This window comes from Algoriphagus terrigena DSM 22685 (genome assembly GCF_000429445.1).
GTDB lineage: Bacteria > Bacteroidota > Bacteroidia > Cytophagales > Cyclobacteriaceae > Algoriphagus > Algoriphagus terrigena.
Genome location: NZ_AUBW01000017.1, coordinates 89,517 through 108,449, shown reverse-complemented (window position 1 = coordinate 108,449; position 18,933 = coordinate 89,517). Strand labels below are relative to the sequence as shown.

The 18,933-nt window shown below is 49.3% G+C and carries 17 protein-coding genes; 7 read left to right on the top strand and 10 right to left on the bottom strand.

Annotation, left to right across the window (positions count from 1 at the left end; all coding sequences use genetic code 11):
- Positions 1-66 precede the first annotated feature (66 nt).
- On the top strand, positions 67-606 hold the full coding sequence (locus G459_RS0116015; RefSeq protein ID WP_026968546.1) for an inorganic diphosphatase: 540 nt from the start codon (positions 67-69) through the stop codon (positions 604-606).
- Between the two features lie 16 nt (positions 607-622).
- On the opposite strand, the gene G459_RS0116010 is transcribed toward G459_RS0116015, so the two are convergent.
- Together G459_RS0116010 and G459_RS0116005 are read right to left on the bottom strand one after the other, a co-directional pair.
- Positions 623-1,081, bottom strand: a complete 459-nt coding sequence (locus G459_RS0116010; protein WP_026968545.1) for a hypothetical protein — start codon at positions 1,079-1,081, stop codon at positions 623-625.
- Positions 1,068-1,673, bottom strand: coding sequence for an acyl carrier protein phosphodiesterase (locus G459_RS0116005; protein ID WP_026968544.1), 606 nt, complete (start codon positions 1,671-1,673; stop codon positions 1,068-1,070). The genes G459_RS0116010 and G459_RS0116005 overlap by 14 nt, the downstream gene beginning before the upstream one ends.
- A 62-nt stretch (positions 1,674-1,735) precedes the next feature.
- On the opposite strand from G459_RS0116005, the gene G459_RS0116000 reads away from it, so the two are divergent.
- Complete coding sequence (locus tag G459_RS0116000; protein ID WP_026968543.1) at positions 1,736-3,661, top strand: AAA domain-containing protein; 1,926 nt, start codon at positions 1,736-1,738, stop codon at positions 3,659-3,661.
- A gap of 80 nt (positions 3,662-3,741) precedes the next feature.
- Here G459_RS0116000 and G459_RS0115995 read toward each other — a convergent pair whose 3' ends face one another.
- Entirely contained in the window at positions 3,742-4,896 is a 1,155-nt protein-coding gene (locus G459_RS0115995) for a DEAD/DEAH box helicase (protein WP_026968542.1), read from the bottom strand.
- A gap of 209 nt (positions 4,897-5,105) precedes the next feature.
- Between G459_RS0115995 and G459_RS27745 the strand changes: the two genes are divergently transcribed.
- The 4 genes from G459_RS27745 to G459_RS0115975 all read left to right on the top strand — a co-directional run bounded on the left by G459_RS27745 (position 5,106) and on the right by G459_RS0115975 (position 10,434).
- A complete protein-coding gene (locus G459_RS27745) occupies positions 5,106-7,646 on the top strand; it encodes a DUF7133 domain-containing protein (RefSeq protein WP_035456182.1) in 2,541 nt (846 codons plus the stop codon).
- Between the two features lie 16 nt (positions 7,647-7,662).
- Positions 7,663-8,745, top strand: a complete 1,083-nt coding sequence (locus G459_RS0115985; protein WP_026968541.1) for a sugar phosphate isomerase/epimerase family protein — start codon at positions 7,663-7,665, stop codon at positions 8,743-8,745.
- Between the two features lie 92 nt (positions 8,746-8,837).
- Entirely contained in the window at positions 8,838-9,545 is a 708-nt protein-coding gene (locus G459_RS0115980; RefSeq protein WP_026968540.1) for a DUF2071 domain-containing protein, read from the top strand.
- A 94-nt stretch (positions 9,546-9,639) separates the two neighbouring features.
- On the top strand, positions 9,640-10,434 hold the full coding sequence (locus tag G459_RS0115975; RefSeq protein WP_026968539.1) for an SDR family NAD(P)-dependent oxidoreductase: 795 nt from the start codon (positions 9,640-9,642) through the stop codon (positions 10,432-10,434).
- Between the two features lie 139 nt (positions 10,435-10,573).
- Here the strand turns inward: G459_RS0115975 and G459_RS0115970 are convergent, their stop codons facing one another.
- A complete protein-coding gene (locus G459_RS0115970) occupies positions 10,574-11,905 on the bottom strand; it encodes a GntP family permease (RefSeq protein WP_026968538.1) in 1,332 nt (443 codons plus the stop codon).
- A 179-nt stretch (positions 11,906-12,084) separates the two neighbouring features.
- Between G459_RS0115970 and G459_RS27740 the strand changes: the two genes are divergently transcribed.
- Positions 12,085-14,136: a family 20 glycosylhydrolase gene (locus G459_RS27740; protein ID WP_051315266.1), complete on the top strand. Its 2,052-nt coding sequence runs from the start codon at positions 12,085-12,087 to the stop codon at positions 14,134-14,136.
- Between the two features lie 47 nt (positions 14,137-14,183).
- On the opposite strand, the gene G459_RS0115960 is transcribed toward G459_RS27740, so the two are convergent.
- From G459_RS0115960 to G459_RS0115930, 6 genes are all read right to left on the bottom strand, one after another.
- Complete coding sequence (locus tag G459_RS0115960) at positions 14,184-14,657, bottom strand: acyl-CoA thioesterase (RefSeq protein ID WP_026968537.1); 474 nt, start codon at positions 14,655-14,657, stop codon at positions 14,184-14,186.
- A gap of 50 nt (positions 14,658-14,707) precedes the next feature.
- On the bottom strand, positions 14,708-15,145 hold the full coding sequence (locus G459_RS0115955; RefSeq protein WP_026968536.1) for a cupin domain-containing protein: 438 nt from the start codon (positions 15,143-15,145) through the stop codon (positions 14,708-14,710).
- 15 nt (positions 15,146-15,160) lie between these two features.
- Positions 15,161-16,450, bottom strand: coding sequence for an MgtC/SapB family protein (locus G459_RS0115950; protein WP_026968535.1), 1,290 nt, complete (start codon positions 16,448-16,450; stop codon positions 15,161-15,163).
- A gap of 28 nt (positions 16,451-16,478) precedes the next feature.
- Complete coding sequence (locus G459_RS30275) at positions 16,479-17,108, bottom strand: hypothetical protein (protein WP_051315265.1); 630 nt, start codon at positions 17,106-17,108, stop codon at positions 16,479-16,481.
- Positions 17,109-17,314: 206 nt separating this feature from the next.
- On the bottom strand, positions 17,315-18,202 hold the full coding sequence (locus G459_RS0115940; RefSeq protein WP_026968534.1) for a dienelactone hydrolase family protein: 888 nt from the start codon (positions 18,200-18,202) through the stop codon (positions 17,315-17,317).
- 262 nt (positions 18,203-18,464) lie between these two features.
- The gene (locus tag G459_RS0115930) at positions 18,465-18,932 is read right to left on the bottom strand and encodes a YehS family protein (protein ID WP_026968533.1); all 468 of its coding nucleotides are present in this window, start codon (positions 18,930-18,932) and stop codon (positions 18,465-18,467) included.
- Between the last annotated feature and the right edge of the window lies 1 nt (position 18,933).

Genomic DNA, 18,933 nt, shown 5'->3' with positions numbered 1-18,933 from the left:
GGAATTTGCTTTCGGATTGTATCTTTGCGCCGGCATTTAGCCATTTTTTATCAAAAATAAAAAGATATGATTAACCCTTGGCATGACGTCAACATTGGGAAAAACGCTCCTGAATTTGTAATGGGCGTGATTGAAATCCCAAAAGGTTCCAAAGGAAAGTATGAACTCGATAAGAAAACCGGCATGTTGATGCTTGACCGCGTTTTGTTTTCGGCAGTTCACTATCCGGCAAACTATGGTTTTATCCCGCAGACATTTTGCGAAGATCATGACCCGCTCGATATTTTGATTATTTCCCAGATCGACATCCCTTCTATGACGCTCGTGCCAGCCAAAGTCATCGGTGTGATGCGGATGGTAGACGGCGGAGAAGCAGATGACAAGATCATCGCTGTAGCGGCCGGAGATCAGTCGGTGAACTACATCAACGACATCGATGAGCTTCCTCCCCACTTGATGAAAGAGGTTCACCGTTTCTTTGAAGATTACAAAAAGTTGGAAAACAAGGAAGTGAAAGTGGAAGACTTCCTTGGCAAAGAGGACGCCATGCGAATCATCAGAGAAAGTATCGACCTCTACGACAAGAATTTCAGAACCAGAAAATAATCCAAAGCCTGAGCGATCAGGCTTTTTTCATTTTTATCATCTGCCTGGCCGCTTTTTTCTTCAAGTAGTTGACCAATTCGGTGTAGGATTCGTGCTCGTGGTTGGATACCGAGATAGAGTTTTTGTCCTGAAAAGCAATCGTCACTTGCTTGAATTCCCTCTTGTTAGCCAAGATGGTTTCCTCCTCCCAAGCCAAAATCTCGGTGACAGGGTACGTCCTTGTCATTCCCCGAAGCGGCAGCCGGACTGTGATCTGTTCCTTGCCGGCAGAGATAAATCTCCAGCCAGCCATCATCTTCACCAGCAGCATCAGGATGACCAGCGTGATCAGCGAACAGGCGATCAGGTAGAACCAAAGCCCAAAGGAACCCTTGTAGGAAAAGTCCCGCAGCAAAAGCACCAAGCCGGTCATCAAGACCAATAAAACGACGCTTAAAGAAATGTAAGTGGATACTTTTGGCTTAATGATGACCATGGATGCGCTGCAGTTCGAAGAGTTTTTGTCGGGCAAAAGTCTCCAATTCTGCGAAGAATGCGAAGAAAATTACCTCAAATTCCGCTTCTTTTTCCAATAGCACTTCCGGCGCTTCGTCCATCTTGGAGTCGAAAACGGTCCGTCTGCTCAGTCCGCTGAGTGATTTTTGGATGCCTGAGATCTCGCGATATTGGTACAGCCAGTTTTGGCTTTTCATCCAATAAAACATCTCGCCAAATCTAGCAGGGAGTTCCTCCAAGTGACGGTCCAGGATTTCATAGGTCTGATTTACAAATATTTCCAACGGAACTGAGGAGAAATGTGCCCAATTTTTTCCCAAAAAATAATCAAAGAAAATATCAGTAATCACGGTTGAGTAGTGCCGGAACTTGGGTCTGAGGTAGCTTTGTCCAGCCCGCACCAGCGGATGTGAGTCGGTAAAAGAGTCAATCTCACGGTGCAGTAAGATTCCCGTCTTTACGTTTCCCTGATAGCGAAGCAACTCCTTTCCTTTTACAAAATCAGCTGCCATATTTCCCACCAGGATTTCTTCCTGACCAAAAGACAGATAGGCGTGGGCTAAAAAGTTCATCTTATTTTTTCCGGAATAAAGCCTCCGGTTTTTGTTTAGTTTGTACCCTAAAGTAAGGATTGATGCCGAATATCATCGAAGAACTCAAGCAAAGTCTCAAACTTCTCAAGCTCGAATGGTCGGAGGATTTGGCGCAGTACAAGAGGAAATTTCTCAACACTTCCCTCGCCGAAAAGAAGAAGGAAGGCATCACTTGGCATCCGATTCATCTAAAAAAGACCAAGATCGGCATGGGCGAGCGGCTGATCGTGGAGGTGGAGAGATTGGACGCGAGTAGCCCATCGGCCTTTTCTTCGGGAAAATCGGTGACTTTCTTCTCAACTCACGAAGGCTATCAAGGCGCCGAAAACCGTGTCAATGGCGTGGTAAATCAGGTTTTTCGCAATTCCATGGTGGTCACGCTTCAGGCAGATGAAGTCCCCGACTGGATGCAGGATAGCAGACTGGGCGTGGATTTGCTGTTTGATGAAGCCAGCTACCGGGAGATGGAGTTTGCACTCAAGAAAGTGATCGCAGGCGAAACTCCCCGACTCGCCGAGCTTCGGGACATCGCTTTGGGAGAGAAGAATCCTCGGTTCAACCAAGAGTATCCGATAGAGCTGCCCAATCTCAACTTTTCCCAAAACCTAGCCTGTCAAAAGATCGCTGCCGCGCAGGACTTTGCGGTCGTTCACGGCCCACCGGGCACGGGCAAGACGACGACTTTGATCGCTGCGATCCGGCAAGCGGTGGAGAAAGGCTTGAGCATCTTGGTCACCGCACCCAGCAATGCCGCGGTGGACTTGCTCGTGGAGAAGTTGGTCGATGCCGACGTATCTACCCTGCGATTGGGGCATCCTGCTCGGGTGGAAGAAAAGATCCTCAGTCAGACCTTGGATGCCAAGATAGCCAATCATGAGAGCTATCGGGATCTGAAAAAGCTCCGCAAAGAAACCGAGGAATACCTCAAACTGGCCAAGCAATACAGGCGAAACTTTGGGCACGAGGAGCGCATGCAGCGCAAATTGATGTACCAGGAAGTGTCCCGAATCCGGGAGGCAGCGGGCCATCTGGAAGACTACATCCGCTCGGATATCTTTCAGAAGACGCAGGTTTTTGCCAGTACGCTGGTTGGGGCATCCAATTACAACCTGAAAGGCATGCTGTTCGACGTTGTTTTTATCGATGAGGCTGCGCAAGGGCTGGAAGCCGCTACTTGGATCCCGATCTTGAAGGCAAAAAAGGTGGTCTTCGCAGGAGATCATTGCCAGCTTCCACCGACGATCAAGTCCTATGAAGCTGCGAAAGCCGGACTTTCGGTGACCCTTTTTGAGAAAATAATCGAGCGTCAGCCCATGACTGCCGAGATGCTTCAGGTCCAATATAGGATGCCGACAGACATCATGGGTTTTTCAAATGCATGGTTTTACGAAGGGAAATTGCAGGCGGCTGAAAACACCCAAACCCACGCTTTTTCGGCTGACGAGCCGGTCCTGGAATGGATCGACACGGCAGGTTCGGGCTACACAGACCAGCAGGAGGCCGAAAGTCTCAGTACCTTCAATCCCGAGGAGGCGAGATTTGCCTGCACTTACCTCAACGAGACGATCAAACGAATTGGGATTGCGCGTTTCAAACAAGAAAACTGGTCGATTGGCTTGATCGCTCCGTATGGAGCACAGGTGCGGATGTTGCGAAATCTGATCTTCGAAACCTTTGACTATCCGAATTTGAAAGCCTTCTCCGACCTGATCACGATTGATACTGTGGATGGATTTCAGGGGCAGGAGCGGGATCTGATGCTGATTTCCCTGACCCGATCCAACGAGAAAGGCGAGATTGGTTTTCTCTCCGACACCCGTCGGATGAACGTCGCCCTGACCCGAGCCAAACGAAAACTGATCCTGATAGGCGACAGCGGTACCTTGGCTCAAAATCCTTTTTTCGACGCGCTGCTCCGCTATTTCGAAGAAAAAGGCGCCTATCGAAGCGTGTATGAGTTTCTATGATCGGTCGACCGACCACTGTCAACGGTCCACGGCCCGCCAGTAGGATTGTTGGTCGAGCAATTCATTTGGGCGACGGAAAATTAAGAAAGGGGTTCCTCCGTCGCCTTGCCGAAATCTTCCGCGTGAGTCAACTGAACCCACTTGCCCATCTTCTTTTGGATTACTTTGAAGTGGTGCATTTCCTCTGGGGTGATCAGGGAGATGGCTTCGCCTTCAGCACCGGCCCGGCCAGTTCGACCGATGCGGTGGATGTAGTCTTTTGGCGATCGGGGCAGTTCGTAATTGATCACCAGAGGAAGAAACTGGATGTCAATTCCTCTCGCAGCCAGATCGGTAGCGACCAATACCCGGGTCTTCCCGGATTTGAATCTGGCAAGTGCCTCTGTTCTTGCGCCCTGGCTTTTGTCTCCGTGGAAAGCAATCGCTTCTATGCCGTTTTTGACCAGTTTTCCGACGACATTGTCTGCCGTTCGTATTGAGGAAGCGAAAATCAGGATTTGCTTCCAATGCCCTGAGTTGATGAGTTGGCGGAGGAAAGGGCCCTTTTCTTCAGCATTGACCCGATAGGCTTTTTGGTCAATCTGATCCGGGGTGAAGTTGGGTGCCTCGACCTGGACTTTCACCGGATCCTTGAGCAGCTTTTTAGTCAAAACTTCCACTTCCTCATCCATCGTCGCCGAAAAGAGAATGTTCTGTCTTCGGCCTGGCAGCAAGTCGAGGATATGCTCCACTTCCTCTCGGAAACCCATATTCAAGACTTTGTCTGCTTCATCCAACACGAGCGTATGTATGCGCGAGATACCTACAGAGTTCCTACCGATTAGGTCGATCAAGCGACCCGGAGTTGCGATCAGAATCTCCACTCCATGGAGTTTCATCATCTGCGGATTGATGGAAACCCCGCCAAAAACCGCCATCGATTTGATATTTCGGGGCAAGAACCGACTGAAATTCTCAGTCACCTCTGCGACCTGCACAGCGAGCTCACGGGTGGGGACGATCACCAAAACGGGGACGAATCGCTCGGTCGGTGCATCCTTGGCCAGCAAACGCTGAAGGATGGGAAGGATGTAAGCGGCGGTCTTTCCTGAACCTGTCGGTGCGAGACCGAGTAGGTCTTTTTGCTGAAGAATGGCCGGAATGGCCTCGACCTGGATCGGGTAGGGGCTTTCGTATTTTGCCCGCTCGGTGGCGGTGATCAGTTCTTTGGAAAGGCCTAGCTCGGAAAAATTCATAGTCGGGATTTTGCGCAAAGTTAGCATAAGTCTGCGAAAGCTTCCTTTTTTCAGCTGTTGGCCGATCTTCGAGGCCGTCTACCCGCCAATTGATTTCTCTACAGAATTGACCTTGTAAATCAGCGGAATAAAAACCAACTTGGAAAAACCTGAGGATGAGGGGGGAATTGCTTTTTCATCCTGACAAAAACCCAAAATACCAGTAATCCATGCTTCGAAGTGCCCTGCTGTGCTGTTCGGTTGTGATGCTTTTTTTTATTGCCTGTAAGGAATCCGGGCCGTTGCCCGAAACCCCCGAGAGTCCCGCACGAACTGCCGAGGAGGAAGCTCTGACTTTCCAGATCGAGCAGGGGTTTGAAATTCAGTTGGTTGCCTCCGAACCGCTTGTGGAATCTCCGGTGATCATTCAGTTTGACGAAGATGGCCGACTGTGGGTAGTAGAGATGCGGGGATATATGAGTGATTTCGAAGGCTCAGAGGAAAACCAACCCGTCGGTTCGGTGGCGATCTTGGAAGATACGGACGGCGATGGTCAGATGGACAAGCGGACCGTTTACCTGGATTCTTTGATCATGCCGAGAGCGTTGGGACTCTTCAAAAACGGAGCATTAGTTGCTGAAAATAACTCACTTTGGATCACCCAAGACCTCGATGGCGACTGGCAGGCTGATTCTAAAGTCCTCCTAGACTCAACTTACGCCGCCAATGGAATTCCGGAGCATTCGGACAATGGCTTTGTCAGAAACGTCGACAACTGGTATTACAGCGCCAAATCCAGTCTTCGCTACCGACTTCAGGATGGGGAATGGATTCGGGATTCGACGGAGTTACGCGGGCAGTGGGGGATTTCCCAAGATGACCGAGGTCGGCTGATTTACAACTACAACTGGTCTCAACTACATGGAGACTTGGTCCCTGCCAATTATTTATCCCGAAATAAGAATCACCAACCGTCTACCGGAATCGACCACGGTCTGACCATCGATCGGAAGATCTTTCCCATCCGATCCAATCCCGCAATCAATCGGGGCTATATCCCGGGGACACTGGACAGTGCTGGGCGACTGTTGGAGTTTACTTCAGCTTCCGCGCCGACGGTATATCGCAGTCACCTTTTTCCGAAGGAGTATCTGGGAAATGTCTTTGTGATGGAAAATGCCGGAAACTTGGTCAAGCGCAATGTCGTCGCCGAAAACGGAGCCTTGTTGGAGGCCCATGATCCCAATCCGGGAAAGGAATTTTTTGCGTCGACTGATGAGCGCTTTCGACCCGTGAATGCTACGGTCGGGCCGGATGGAGGATTGTACGTTGCCGACATGTATCAGGGTATCGTGCAGCATGGCTCGTACATGACGCCCTACCTGCAGGAGCAAACCAAAAAGCGGGGACTGGACTCTCCCGGGCATATGGGGCGGATTTGGAGAGTGGTGCCAAAGGGCTTTGATCCTGCGCAATTTCCGAAGTTGTCTAAAGCGAGCAATAAAGAATTGATCGACTACCTCAGCTACGAAGATGGCTGGTTTCGGGACATGGCACAGCGGATTTTGGTCGAAAGAAATGATCCGACTTCAGTTGTTGGATTGGAAGGGTTAGTGAAAAATGGGAAATCCGACCTGGGGCGTTTCCATGCACTTTGGACCTTGGAAGGGATGGGAAAAGTCAATGCGGAGCTTCTGTTGGAAGTGTTGAAAAGCGATTCAGATCTGCTGAAAGCGACGGCTTTACGACAACTTGAGAAACCTGCTTTTGAAAGCCCCGATCTCTTGGCCCAAGTGGAAAAAGTAGTGAACGCTTGGCCGGATAAGATTTCAGAAACGTTGGCACTTCAGTTGGCGCTGAGTTCGGCTGTTTTCCCAACCGAAACCCGAACGAAAATCATTTCTGGGATTTTTGAACAGCACGGACACCTGGCGCTCATACGCGACGCGATCCTCAGTAGTTTGGAGGGAGAGGAGTTTGTTTTATTGAAAAGGCTAGCCGCTTCTCCGACTTGGACAGAAGCAAATACCGACCGGGAGATTTTCCTTGAGATGCTGACGACTGCGGTAGTGAACAATGGAAAACCGGAGGAAATCAGCGGCCTTTTGACCTTGGCAGACGCAGAGCAGATAGGCTGGAAGGAAACAGTGATCCTCACCGGAATCGCCATCAAGGCGGCAGATATCGAAGCTCCGGGATTTGTCAAGCTAAGTGAAAGCCCTTCGATTTTCTCAAGAAAGGACTTTCCCTTGGATCAAAACCGAACAGCGATGCTGAAGCGCATCTTTTCCTGGCCGGGATATCAACCCGAAAGCAAGCTTGCCGTAGCCGGAGATTTGGACGAAAAAGCAATGAAGCAGTTTGCAGTTGGGCGGACCAAATTCCTGACTTCCTGCGCCGGATGCCATGGCAGCAATGGCAAAGGTGCTGCGAGAATGGGGCCGCCGCTGGCCGGGTCGGAGTGGGTGACTGGTGATGAAGTCAAGCTTTCGCTGATCTTGCTCCACGGAATCGAGGGGCCGATCGAGGTCGCTGGCAAAACGTATGATGCACCCGAAATCCTGCCCGTGATGCCGTCTCATTCGACGATGGATGACGGAGATATCGCTGCGATCCTGACGTATATTCGAAATGAATGGGGAAACCAAGCGCCGCCGGTTACCGGTCGCACCGTGAGTTCTACCCGCCACCTCAATCAGGGCCGTGTCTATCCCTGGTCGGCCAATGAATTGAAAAAGCACATAGCTGGCACTGCCGCTCCAAAACCCTAACCCAAAATCCTACCCCATGGACACCTATCCCAACACTTCCCAATCGAGACGGGAATTTCTCAAAAAGTCCAGTCTAGCTGCCGCGGCGATGACTTTTCCTTTTTCGGCTTTGCCGGAAAGTCTCAAAGGCGTGCCCATGGGCGTGGTGGTTCATTCCTACAGTCGTTACGGTTCCAAGGTCGAAAGTCCAACCTATCCGGGTTTCAAGGATGCTATTGACTTAATGCGCCATTGCCATTCGATCGGTGCTGGGGGGATTCAGACGACCGTGGGAGGTTGGGCGGAAGATTTTGGAAAGAAAGTCAGACATGAGCGGGAAAAACTGGGGATGTATCTGGAGGGAAGTATCGGTTTGCCGAAAACTTCCGATGATCTGGCGCGGTTTGAAACCGAACTTTTGGTAGCCAAAGAAGCAGGCGCTGCGATCTTGCGTACAGCCTGTCTCAGTGGTCGTCGCTATGAAACCTTTAAGACGGAAGCGGACTGGTTGACTTTCAAGGAAAACTCGCTGAAGTCAATCCGCCTAGCAGAGCCAATTGTGAGGAAGCACCAGATGAAGTTGGCGGTGGAAAATCACAAGGACTGGAAAGCCGCTGAACTCAAGCAAATCATCGAAGACCTGAGCAGTGAGTGGGTGGGAGTGACGCTGGACTTTGGAAACAATGTCTCCCTGCTGGAGGATCCGATGGAGGTGATCCGGACCTTGGCACCTTTTGCGTTTTCCACCCATGTGAAGGATATGGGGGTGAAGGCTTTTGATAAGGGTTTCCTGCTCTCGGAGGTTCCTTTGGGGACCGGGATCGTGGATCTGAAAGAAGCGGTGAGCTTGTGCCAAAAATACAATCCCGCGGTGACGTTCAGTCTGGAGATGATCACCCGCGATCCGCTGCAGATTCCCTGTTTGGAGGAAAGCTATTGGGCGACTTTCGATAATCCTTCCGCCCAAGAGCTAGCTAAAACGCTGCGACTCGTTCGTGATCATACTTATCCCAGTTCACTTCCTGAAGTTACGAATCTGAATCCCGAGCAAAAACTCGCATACGAGGAGGAGAATGTGATCAGGTGTCTGGCGTACTCTAAAAAAGAATTGTTGGGTTAAATTGTCAACTGATTGACGTCGAATATCGTTGTCTGCGGCGATGAATCCACGATACATCGACTTTTAACCAATGTGTGAAAAACGAATACCAAATGAAAATTCCTGCAATTCACGGATACATCGACAGAAGAATACTAATCAACTTTACGGCTGACCCAAAAGCTGTGGAGAAGATCATTCCGTTTCCTTTTCGGCCAAAGATTTATAAAGACAAAGCAATCGTCGGTATTTGTCTAATTCGCCTAAAAGACATAAAGCCTAAAGGACTTCCTGACTTTGTAGGAGTTAACTCGGAAAATGGTGCCCACAGAATTGCTGTTGAATGGGATGAAAAAGGTGAAACAAAATCAGGTGTTTTTATTCCTCGAAGGGATACGTCCTTGAAATTAAACGAGTTTGTAGGAGGGCGAATATTTCCAGGGAAACACTATCATGCAAAATTCAACGTAGAAGAAAAAAATGGAAAGTATCACATTGAATTTAAAAGTTCTGATGACACTGAAATATTAATTCATGCTGGCGAAACGCAACTTTTTGACAGTGAATCTATTTTCGGAACACTAAGAAATGCTTCTGATTTTTTTGAAAATGGCGATCTTGGTTATTCACCAAACAAAGAGAAATTTGATGGGCTAAGATTGAAAGCATACAGATGGGAAGTAAAACCACTTGACGTATTGAAAGTGAAATCCAGCTTTTTTGAAAATAAAGAAGTTTTCCCGGAAGGTTCAGTGAAATTTGACAACGCATTGCTCATGACAAATATTGAACACGAATGGAAAAGCGAGACAGACAAATAGTCGCTGGTTTGAATAAGCTCCAATTTATTTCCAAAAGGGGTTGACTGTCGTCTGTCTACTGTTTACCAAAAACTCTAAATCCTAAAACAACCCCATGTCCCAACTCGACTTCTCCCAACTCCCCGGAATCTCACTTTTTTCACTCAAAGGCAAATCAGCCATCATTACAGGCGGTACCAAAGGCCTTGGTTTGGCCATGGCCGCCGGACTGGCCTCTGCCGGAGCAAATGTACTTTTGGTAAGTAGAAATGCTTCTGACGGCGACGCGGCTGCAGCTGAAATCGCGGCCCAATACGGCGTGAAGGCATTGACCTTTGCCGCCGATGTGGTGGACAAAACGGCCATGGAAGCCATGGCAAAGTTTGCAGCCGACTCTTTTGGAAGCATCGATATTCTGATCAATTCTGCTGGCATCAACATCCGAGGAGCCATAGACGAATTGAGTTACGAAGATTTTACGAAGGTGATGGATATCAACGTAACCGGCACCTGGCTGGCAAGCCGAGCCGTGACGCCGTTTATGAAAGATCAAAAGAGTGGCTCGATCATCAACTTGGCAAGTACACTGGGTTTGGTGGGATTGTCCAACCGCACGCCCTATGCCTCCAGCAAAGGAGCAGTGGTGCAGATGACGCGGGCTCTGGCTTTGGAGCTTGCGCCCTGGAATATTACGGTGAATGCGATCTGTCCGGGGCCGTTTTTGACGGAAATGAATCTGCCGATTGCGGACACCGAAGAGGGTAAAAAGTTTGTCGTGGGTGCCACTGCGCTGGGAAGATGGGGAGAATTAAAAGAGATCCAGGGAGCGGCTATTTTCTTGGCCTCCGCCGCCGGAACCTATCTCGTTGGCTCGATGCTTACCGTGGATGGGGGATGGACGGCGAGGTGAAGAATTATGAATTAAAAATGTAAAATGAAGAATGGGGACAGAGTGAGAATTGGCTTTTAGTTTCTTTTGTCTTGGAATTTAGAGGCTTGCAGAATAGAAGTGCAATTTCTAATCTGCAAGTCTAATTTTTTAATTGTTTTTATCCCAAAATCAAGCTCAGCACATAGACTGCAAAAATAGCTGTAACTCCAGCGATGATAGTCCCAAGGCTGTGGGAAAGATTGCCCTGCTTGGTGGTCATGCCGGAGAGCTGGGTGACGACCCAAAAACCGCTGTCATTGGCGTGGGATATCGCCAAGGCTCCCGCACCGATCGCCACAGTGGTAAAGACCTTCATGATTTCTGAATCAAGACCCAAAGGGCCTAAAATTGGAGCGATGATCGAAGCTGTGGTGATCATCGCAACGGTAGTAGAACCTTGGGCGGTTTTAAGTCCAAAGGCTATCAGAAAGGGAAGAAAAATCCCCCAGTTCGCATCGCTCATGGAGGAGGTGACCATGTCACCTACACCAGAGTTTTGTAGCATTTTCCCAAACACTGCCCCTGCACCGGTGATCAAAATGACAGGTGCCGCCACCAAGATCGATTCTCCGATCCAGCCTGTGGACGAAAGCAGCTTTCGGTCGAACTTTTTCGGTAAAGTAAAGGACAGGATCGCTCCAATCAAAAGTGAAATGACGGGTGTTCCCAAAAACAAGATGACCGAAATTAATTTTCCCTCACCAAATGGCTTGGTAGGATAGTTGGCAATGGAGGCGAGGATGATCAGAAAAAGCGGTAACAGGATAGGGAGAAGAGATGAACCAAAAGTTGGTCGGTCTTTTTTGGGAATTTCAAGATTTTCTGTCAAAAGCTGGGGTCTAAGTGGGATTTTAGTCACCCATTTTTGTACAAAAAAGTAAAGCGGGATCAGCGTAATCAGAGAAACCAAACCTCCATAAAAGATCACCAGGCCAAGATCTGCTCCCAGAATTCCCGCCGTAGCAATCGGTCCGGGAGTAGGAGGAACCAAAGAGTGACTCGCCATAGCACCTAAAGACACTGCCACAATGGTGGCCGCGTAGGAAATGGTGCTACGTGCAGAAAGTGACTTGGCGATCGGGTTCATCATGATGATGGTGCTGTCCCCAAACACAGGAATGGATAAAACCCAGCCACTTAGCATCAGAGATAGATTCACCGACTTTTCTCCGACCCATTTCAACACCTTCTCGGCGATGACCATGGCCCCGCCTGTTTTTTCAAGAAAGGTTCCCAGAATCACCCCCAGCAAGATCAGCAAACCGACGCTTCCCATCACCCCGCCAAATCCATCCGAGATCGATTTGATAATAAGTTCCGAAGGCATCTGCATCATCAACCCGTATAAAATCGCTCCTACAAAAAGTGCCAGAAATGGGTGAATGTCGTATTTGACGATGGCAATCAGGATCAGGGCCAGGGCGACCAGGATTATCAGAAGTGTCAGCATTTTGGGTTTGTTGTGGTTAAAGGTTTCCCAACCGGATATTTTTCCAAATTGGAGAATCTAAAAATTAGGCAAAAATGAGGAATATCAAAGGCCGATCATGGATTTCCACCGAATCACAGAATTTTTAGGTGCTAGTGCCCCAGATTTTCCTAATTTTTGGGAAAAATCCAAAACAACCCATGCGCTTCTTTCAACTTGCTGCTGTTGCGGCACTTTTTCTCGTGGTGATCTCCTGCGAAACCAAACCCAAATCCGACGCGAAATTCTTGATTTTGCCCAGCCCGATGACCTTCGAAATTACCGGAGAGTCTCGACTGGATGTCGCGGAGATCGAGCAATCGCTGAAACTGGCAAAAGATAGGTACGTTGCCGCGGAAGACGAACTCGACACCGAAAGCGATGAGGTTGCTTTGGTGCTCGACCCCGCCTCTGGGATTGCTTCAGAGGGCTACGAATTGGAGATTTCCGAGGAGCTTCTGGAGATAAAAGCCAGCACGAAGGCAGGTCTTTGGTATGGGCTGATGACGCTTTCGCAGTTGTTGGAAGACGCCAAGGATCAGGATGCGGCGCTTCCGATCTGCAAGATAACCGACGCTCCGGCCTTGGCCTATCGTGCGGTTCATCTGGATGTGAAGCATCATTTGGAGAAGAAGGAGTATTACTACGAACTGATGGATCGCTTTGCTGCGCAAAAAATCAATGCCGTTATCGTCGAAATCGAAGACAAACTCCGCTATGAACTTCAGCCGAAAGTGGGCTCATCGGATGCTTTTTCCATAGCCGACTGGAAGGCAATCAGCGACTATGCAATGGCGAGAAACATTCGGATCAGCCCGCTGGTGCAAGGTCTTGGACATGCTTCCTTTATCCTAAAGCATGAAGAATACAAGCCTCTTCGTGACGATCCTGAAAGCGATTGGGCTTTTAACCCGCTCGACGAAGAAACTTATAAAGTTCAGTTTAACCTCTACGAAGATGCGCTGAAGGCCTTCCCTTACGTCAATTACCTGCATGTGGGTGGAGATGAAGTCCACACGACAGGGCGTGGCAGTGGGAAATCTCCGCTGGAGCTTCAGCTGACTTGGCTCAACCGGGTGAGTGACTATGCTGCGCAAAAAGGGCTGACTCCGATCTTTTGGGATGACATGCCGCTGAAGAATGCGGAGGTTTACAATTCGATCTACAATCTCAAGTTGACCGGGGCGGAAGTGGACAGCATTTGGACTGCTAACGAACCAAACCTGAATAAGTACGTTGACATGTTTCCAAAAAACTGCGTGTACATGCGCTGGAACTATGACGCGCCTGAGTCTCCGGGGAATATCCGCGCAATCAAATGGTTTTCTGACAATGGACTAAAAGTCATGGGAGCAACCGCAGGCCAAACTCGCTGGAACCTCCTGCCGCAGGATCAAAGCAACACCAACAACATTCGGGATTTTGCCCTGATCTCAATCCGCAACAAGGCGGATGGCCTGCTCCTGACCCTTTGGGATGACGACTCTCCGCATTTTGAACTTTATGGGAGAGGCATTGCAATCTTCGCGGAGTACACTTGGTCCGGGGAAAAGCGAAATACACAGGAACTGCATGCTGCGTACCGTCAGCGCACTTTTGGCCCCGCTCTGGCGGGTGCGGATATGGAGTTTATCAATCAACTAGAGGAGCCGGTTGCTTTCTGGAAAAATGCGCTGTTAGACACAAAGCGGGACAGAAACCAATTAAGAAAATACCAGAATCCAATGGAGGAAGCCGTCATTCCTTTTCCAAATGCCGATTCGGCGGGAGCTTGGACGCAAAAATATCAAGAGAAGGTCGCGCTTGCCAAAGCCAATCAGGCGGCAATTGACTCAGTCCTTCAGGTGATCCAGCAGAGCAAGAAGCTTGCGGTGAGGAATTCCTACACCCTCGAGGTCTATGAGCAAGTCGCTCAGGCCGCGCAATTCTCTAATCGGGCTCTGATCACCCTCGCGGAACTGGATGAACCCAGCGGAGAGAAAAGAAGCCAAGCCCAAGCCAAATTGGCCGGAATGCAGGAGGAGTGGAGCGCAATCCAAGGCCAACTCGAGGCAGTCTATGGTAAAACCCGACAGCTGAATAAACCCGCGGACTATATTCTGGATCAAGACCACCACGTTCATTTGGCCAATCAGGCACTGAAGTTTTCAGATTGGCAGTTTTATGTGGAGGGCTTGTTTTTGGAGAAGGTGGAGGGTGAATTGAAGAAATAGCGCAAACAAAAAGGCCTGCCGAGCTTCAAACTCGACAGGCCTTTTTTTTACTCATTAAAGAACGGCCGCATTTCTTCGTGGATTTCTCCGCGGAGTTTTTTCAGCTTTTCGGCGTATTCTTCTAGTTTCTTTTCTTGTTCTGTCTTTGGAATCCAAGGCTTTACTTTTTTGGGATTGCCATTTTCATCCACAGCGACAAAAATGATGATGCAGTGCGTCTTTTTCTCAAATTTTTTCTCCGAAAAAGCCCTCGAATACACCTCTACCATGATGTGAATGCTTGAGCTTCCGGTCAGGATCACCTGACAGTCGATCTTGATCAGTTCGCCGATGCTGATGGGTTTGTAGAAGCGGATGCCCCCAACATACACCGTCACGCAATAGCTTTCGGCCCAGGTTCGCGCACATGTGTAAGCGGCCTGATCGATCCATTTCATCACGGAGCCTCCGTGGACTTTTCCGCCAAAGTTGACGTCTCCGGGTTCGCTGATAAACTGAAAGGTGGTCTTGTGTGAGGGCATGATAGAAAATGTTGAATTGAGAATTTTTGAATTAGGAATATATGGCACCTTTAATTCGAAACAGAATCTTTTACGACGATTTTCATTTCGTCGGCTCCGGCGTAGAAAACGAGGATCTCGGCGGGCACATCCCCTTTGTTGACTCCATGATGAATCGTGTTGACTACCTCGATGATCGGATCACCGGCTTTCATTTCCAATACGTTTCCTTTCACATCCACCACGGTCAGTTCACCTGAGAGCAAAACTCCGGCATTGATCACCGGATGATAGTGATTGGGTAGCGTGGAGTGGGGAGGTATGGTGACTTTGACGATTGTGATTTTTGGCTTTCCGGCAGGGTAGGCAGGGAGCGAGTCTCCATTCCAGGAGAGATAAGACTCGGCGACGAGTTCGGAGACAGGATTTCCGGACGCAGGTTTTTCTTTTCCGCAGGAAAAAAGTAAGAATGATGACGTCAAAAACGTGAGCAGAGTGCGAAGGGTCATGGTTTTGGGAAAGAGTTAGATGAGGAAAAGCAAGGTAGCCAAAGCCACGAGAAACATGGTGCCATAGCCGATCAGGAGGTTTTTCCGCAGGGCGGCACTTCCTGCGTAGATGCCGATTCCCATCTTGACCAAGGTATTGGATATCGAAGCAACCAGCACTGCAATCGCAGCGATCCCAAGATCCAAAGAACCTCCGGCAAGCTTGGACATGCTGATGGTGATCGCATCGATGTCGGAAAATCCCGCCACCGCACTCGAAATAATCGTTCCGCTGTTACCGAGATTTTCATTGGCGTAGCTGACCAGCAGCAGAATCAAGCTATAGATTACCCCAAAGACCAGCGCTCCTTTCAGATCCAGTGGCTTTTTGAGTGGGATTTCCGCGTTTTCGTCTGTCTTGTTTTGCCTTTTGAAAAAGATATAAAGGGTAATCCCGATCGCAGCCAGGAAGATCGAGCTGATGGCAGGAAGCAGTTTAATGAAGAGGTCTTGACTGAAGATAGACGTCCAGATCCCCACGCGGACAAACATGATCGACGACGCAGCCAAAATGGCTGTGGCGCAGCTTGCGGAGAGGGCTTCGTTTTCTTTGCTTTTTTTGGCATAGATCCAAGTCACGGCTGTGCTGGATACCAAGCCGCCGAGGATGCCTCCGAGTAGGATTCCTTTTTTGGCTCCAAGGAATTTGGTCAAGATGTAGCCGACCAATCCAAGACCGGAGGTCAGGATGATCACCCAGCCAATTTCTTTCGGATTCAGGACGTCGTATGGACCAAAGGTTTGGTCCGGTAAAAACGGAAAAATCAACAGTGCGATCACCACAAACCGGATGAAGTCGTACATCTCCTCGGCGGTGATCTTTCCCACGATCGCCTTGATCCGGAACTTGGAGGAAAGCACTAAAAGGATCAAAACCGTAATCATAAGGCTGATCTCGATCATGCCGATCAAGGTCATGGAGCCAAGTACAAAGGCCAAAAGAGAGCTGAACTCTGTGGTCGCCCCGTGGTCTCCCTGAGTGGCGGTAAACCAATAGGACACTGCGATCAATAGTGATACTCCCAGAAAAAAGGCGAAATAGACCCAAGGCGAAAAAAGGAAATTGAAAAGAGCGGCGATAAATCCCAGGAGAACCAAGAAGACGAAGGTGCGAATCCCTGCGTAGCTCTGTGAATCCTCCTTCATCGCGCTGTATTGGCGCTCTAAGCCAATCACACTGCCGATGCCAATGGCTACCAGCAGGCGGATGATAAAATCCCCCTGAGAAAGTGAAAAAGATTCCTGATCGATGAGTAATGTTTCCAAGTTTAAGTTTTTAACGGAAGTGAAGACCTCAATCTTCCTCTACGTAGTATTGAACTTCCAAGAATACCTCGCTGGCCTTGCCAGCTTCCTCGGACTGATTCAGTGAAGTGAGCATTCCTCCGAGTCGTAGTTTTCGTTCGGGAAGCGGGGATTTCTCCTTGTGATGAGCTACGGTCATGACGACGTGGCCTTCGTCGGAGGTCAGTTCATATACGTCGTAGGCGGAGACGATCGGCACAATGGCGAAACTCGTCACTGCATCGACGATCACGGGAACCATGATGGAGCCGCCGAAGTCGGTGGTGGAGCTGATTTTTTTTGGAGTGCCGACCACCGTGGTGCTGATGCCCGCTTTGCCGAGTCCGGCAAATTGCTCCAAGGTCATGTGCACCGGATGGTATTTTTCATAAAGATCAAACAGCGCAGTATCGAGATGGGCTAAGACCCGCTCTTTGGAGTGATTATCCAAAGTTGAAATAGACATCATCAAGTACAGGATCATCGCCTGCGGATCGTGCGTCACTCCTGCGACCTTTCCCAGCTCAGCGGGGGTCACGACGCCGTCTTTGGCATGGCTCAGAAAGTTGAAAAATCTACCGCCGTTGTCAAACGATTCGATGGCTTCCTTAAAGGTGTGAAAAGGGATGATTTGTTTCATTCGGTGACGGGATTGAAGAGAATACCTACCAAATATTCGGAATTAAAAGAATAGAAGCAAGAGCCTGGATTCCGTCCATCTTAGGCCAGGCTGGAGTCAATCTGGAAATAGCGGAGTTTGGTGAGTGATAGATGGAAATATTGCAAGCAGAGCAGAGGTCTCTAGAGCACGAGTTAAATGAAAAAGGAGGCTTTCGCCCCCTTTTGTTACTTGAGATTTTCCTTGAAAAAAGCGATTGTCTTGTCCCAGGCCTTGGTGGCTGCGGCTTCGTCATACCTTGGAGTGGTATTGTTGTGAAAGCCGTGGTTTACACCCGGATAGTTGATCATTTCGTATTTTTTGTTGTTGGCTTTGAGCGCTTCCTCATACGCTGGCCAGCCCGCATTGACCCGCTCGTCGAGTTCGCCGTAGATTACCAGCAGAGGAGCATTGATCTTTGGTACATCTTCTACCGGCGGTTGCCCTCCGTAGTAAGGAACCGCTGCACCCAGATCAGGGACTCTCACAGCCATCATATTGGAGATCCAGCCACCAAAGCAAAAGCCGACCACGCCGACGTTGCCATCGCAGTCAGGATGTTTCTTGAGGTATTCGTAGGCGGCGATGAAGTCCTCCAACATGGAGTTTCGGTCGAGTTTTGCCTGCAAGGTGCGGCCTTCGTCGTCATTGCCGGGATAGCCGCCTAGCGGAGTCAGCGCGTCCGGGGCAATGGAGATAAAACCCGCTACGGCACATCTTCTTCCCACGTCCTCGATGTAGGGATTGAGGCCGCGGTTTTCATGGACTACTACGATTCCCGGGGATTTGCCGCTTCCGGCTGGCTTGGAAAGCAGCCCTTTGATCTGACCACCGCCTTTGGGAGAGTCATACATGACATAGTCGGAGCTTTGCAGCCGCGTGTCATTGGGTTCGATGGTTTTGGTATTGACGTAGTCGGGCATCATGGAACTCATGAGCGCCGTCACGGTGATGCCGCCGACGGCATAGACAGAAAGCTTTTCCACAAAAGTCCTGCGGTCGAGCTTGTTGTGACAATAGTAGTCATAGAGGTCAAAAGCCTCCTGAGGGATATCTTCCTTTCGTAATTTGTCCATGGGTTTATGGTTTGGTTAGTTCTGATAAGTTATTTAAAAGAATTGGAAGATTTGAAAAATTGGGTGAAGCGGTTAGAATGATTGAGAAATCGGAAGATCTGAAAATTGAAAAATCGCTGAGACCGATGAACGGTTCCATCAGCACAAGCGGTCGGCATAAAAGTGCATGGGAGTTTCCGAGCGCTCTATCGGAACGCCTGTGCTTTTTTTGCGCGAAATCAGAGGTTTCGATGGAATTGAAAACTTGATTCGCGGTGCGTTTTTATTCAGACGTCGGTCTCAGCTTCATCTGCAATCCCTGAAGGAAATTGCGCAAGACCTGATCCTTGCATTGTCTGTATTGGGATTGAGTTGGATTGCGGAAAAAGGCGCTGAGCTCGTGCTTGCTCAGGCGAAAGCCTCTTAGGCCGAAGATCTCCAGCATGTCGTCATCCTTCATGTTGAGGGCGATTTTCAGTTTTCTCAGGATTGCATTGTTGTCCAGGGACTTCTCGGCAACAGGGACACCATCCTCTTTTGGACCGCGCTTCAGGATAATCAGGCCGTTTAAGAACGCCGCCAAATCCTTGTCGTAGATCGCTTTAAACCCCTCGTCTTCATCCCGCTTGAGCCAGTTGCTGACTTCTTCCCGAGTGACTTTTAATCCTCCCTTGCTGAAAATATCTATCATTACAAAGTCATTGAAATCAAAAGAATAGCGAAGGGTGCGGAGGGTGTCGTTGTTGCTCATG

Coding starts and splice junctions, on each gene's coding strand:
- G459_RS0116010 (WP_026968545.1), bottom strand. CDS start 1,081: ATGGTCATCATTAAGCCAAAAGTATCCACTTACATTTCTTTAAGCGTC.
- G459_RS0116005 (WP_026968544.1), bottom strand. CDS start 1,673: ATGAACTTTTTAGCCCACGCCTATCTGTCTTTTGGTCAGGAAGAAATC.
- G459_RS0116015 (WP_026968546.1), top strand. CDS start 67: ATGATTAACCCTTGGCATGACGTCAACATTGGGAAAAACGCTCCTGAA.
- G459_RS27740 (WP_051315266.1), top strand. CDS start 12,085: ATGCGCTTCTTTCAACTTGCTGCTGTTGCGGCACTTTTTCTCGTGGTG.
- G459_RS0116000 (WP_026968543.1), top strand. CDS start 1,736: ATGCCGAATATCATCGAAGAACTCAAGCAAAGTCTCAAACTTCTCAAG.
- G459_RS0115940 (WP_026968534.1), bottom strand. CDS start 18,202: ATGGACAAATTACGAAAGGAAGATATCCCTCAGGAGGCTTTTGACCTC.
- G459_RS0115955 (WP_026968536.1), bottom strand. CDS start 15,145: ATGACCCTTCGCACTCTGCTCACGTTTTTGACGTCATCATTCTTACTT.
- G459_RS0115970 (WP_026968538.1), bottom strand. CDS start 11,905: ATGCTGACACTTCTGATAATCCTGGTCGCCCTGGCCCTGATCCTGATT.
- G459_RS0115975 (WP_026968539.1), top strand. CDS start 9,640: ATGTCCCAACTCGACTTCTCCCAACTCCCCGGAATCTCACTTTTTTCA.
- G459_RS30275 (WP_051315265.1), bottom strand. CDS start 17,108: ATGAAACAAATCATCCCTTTTCACACCTTTAAGGAAGCCATCGAATCG.
- G459_RS27745 (WP_035456182.1), top strand. CDS start 5,106: ATGCTTCGAAGTGCCCTGCTGTGCTGTTCGGTTGTGATGCTTTTTTTT.
- G459_RS0115980 (WP_026968540.1), top strand. CDS start 8,838: ATGAAAATTCCTGCAATTCACGGATACATCGACAGAAGAATACTAATC.
- G459_RS0115960 (WP_026968537.1), bottom strand. CDS start 14,657: ATGCCCTCACACAAGACCACCTTTCAGTTTATCAGCGAACCCGGAGAC.
- G459_RS0115985 (WP_026968541.1), top strand. CDS start 7,663: ATGGACACCTATCCCAACACTTCCCAATCGAGACGGGAATTTCTCAAA.
- G459_RS0115995 (WP_026968542.1), bottom strand. CDS start 4,896: ATGAATTTTTCCGAGCTAGGCCTTTCCAAAGAACTGATCACCGCCACC.
- G459_RS0115930 (WP_026968533.1), bottom strand. CDS start 18,932: ATGAGCAACAACGACACCCTCCGCACCCTTCGCTATTCTTTTGATTTC.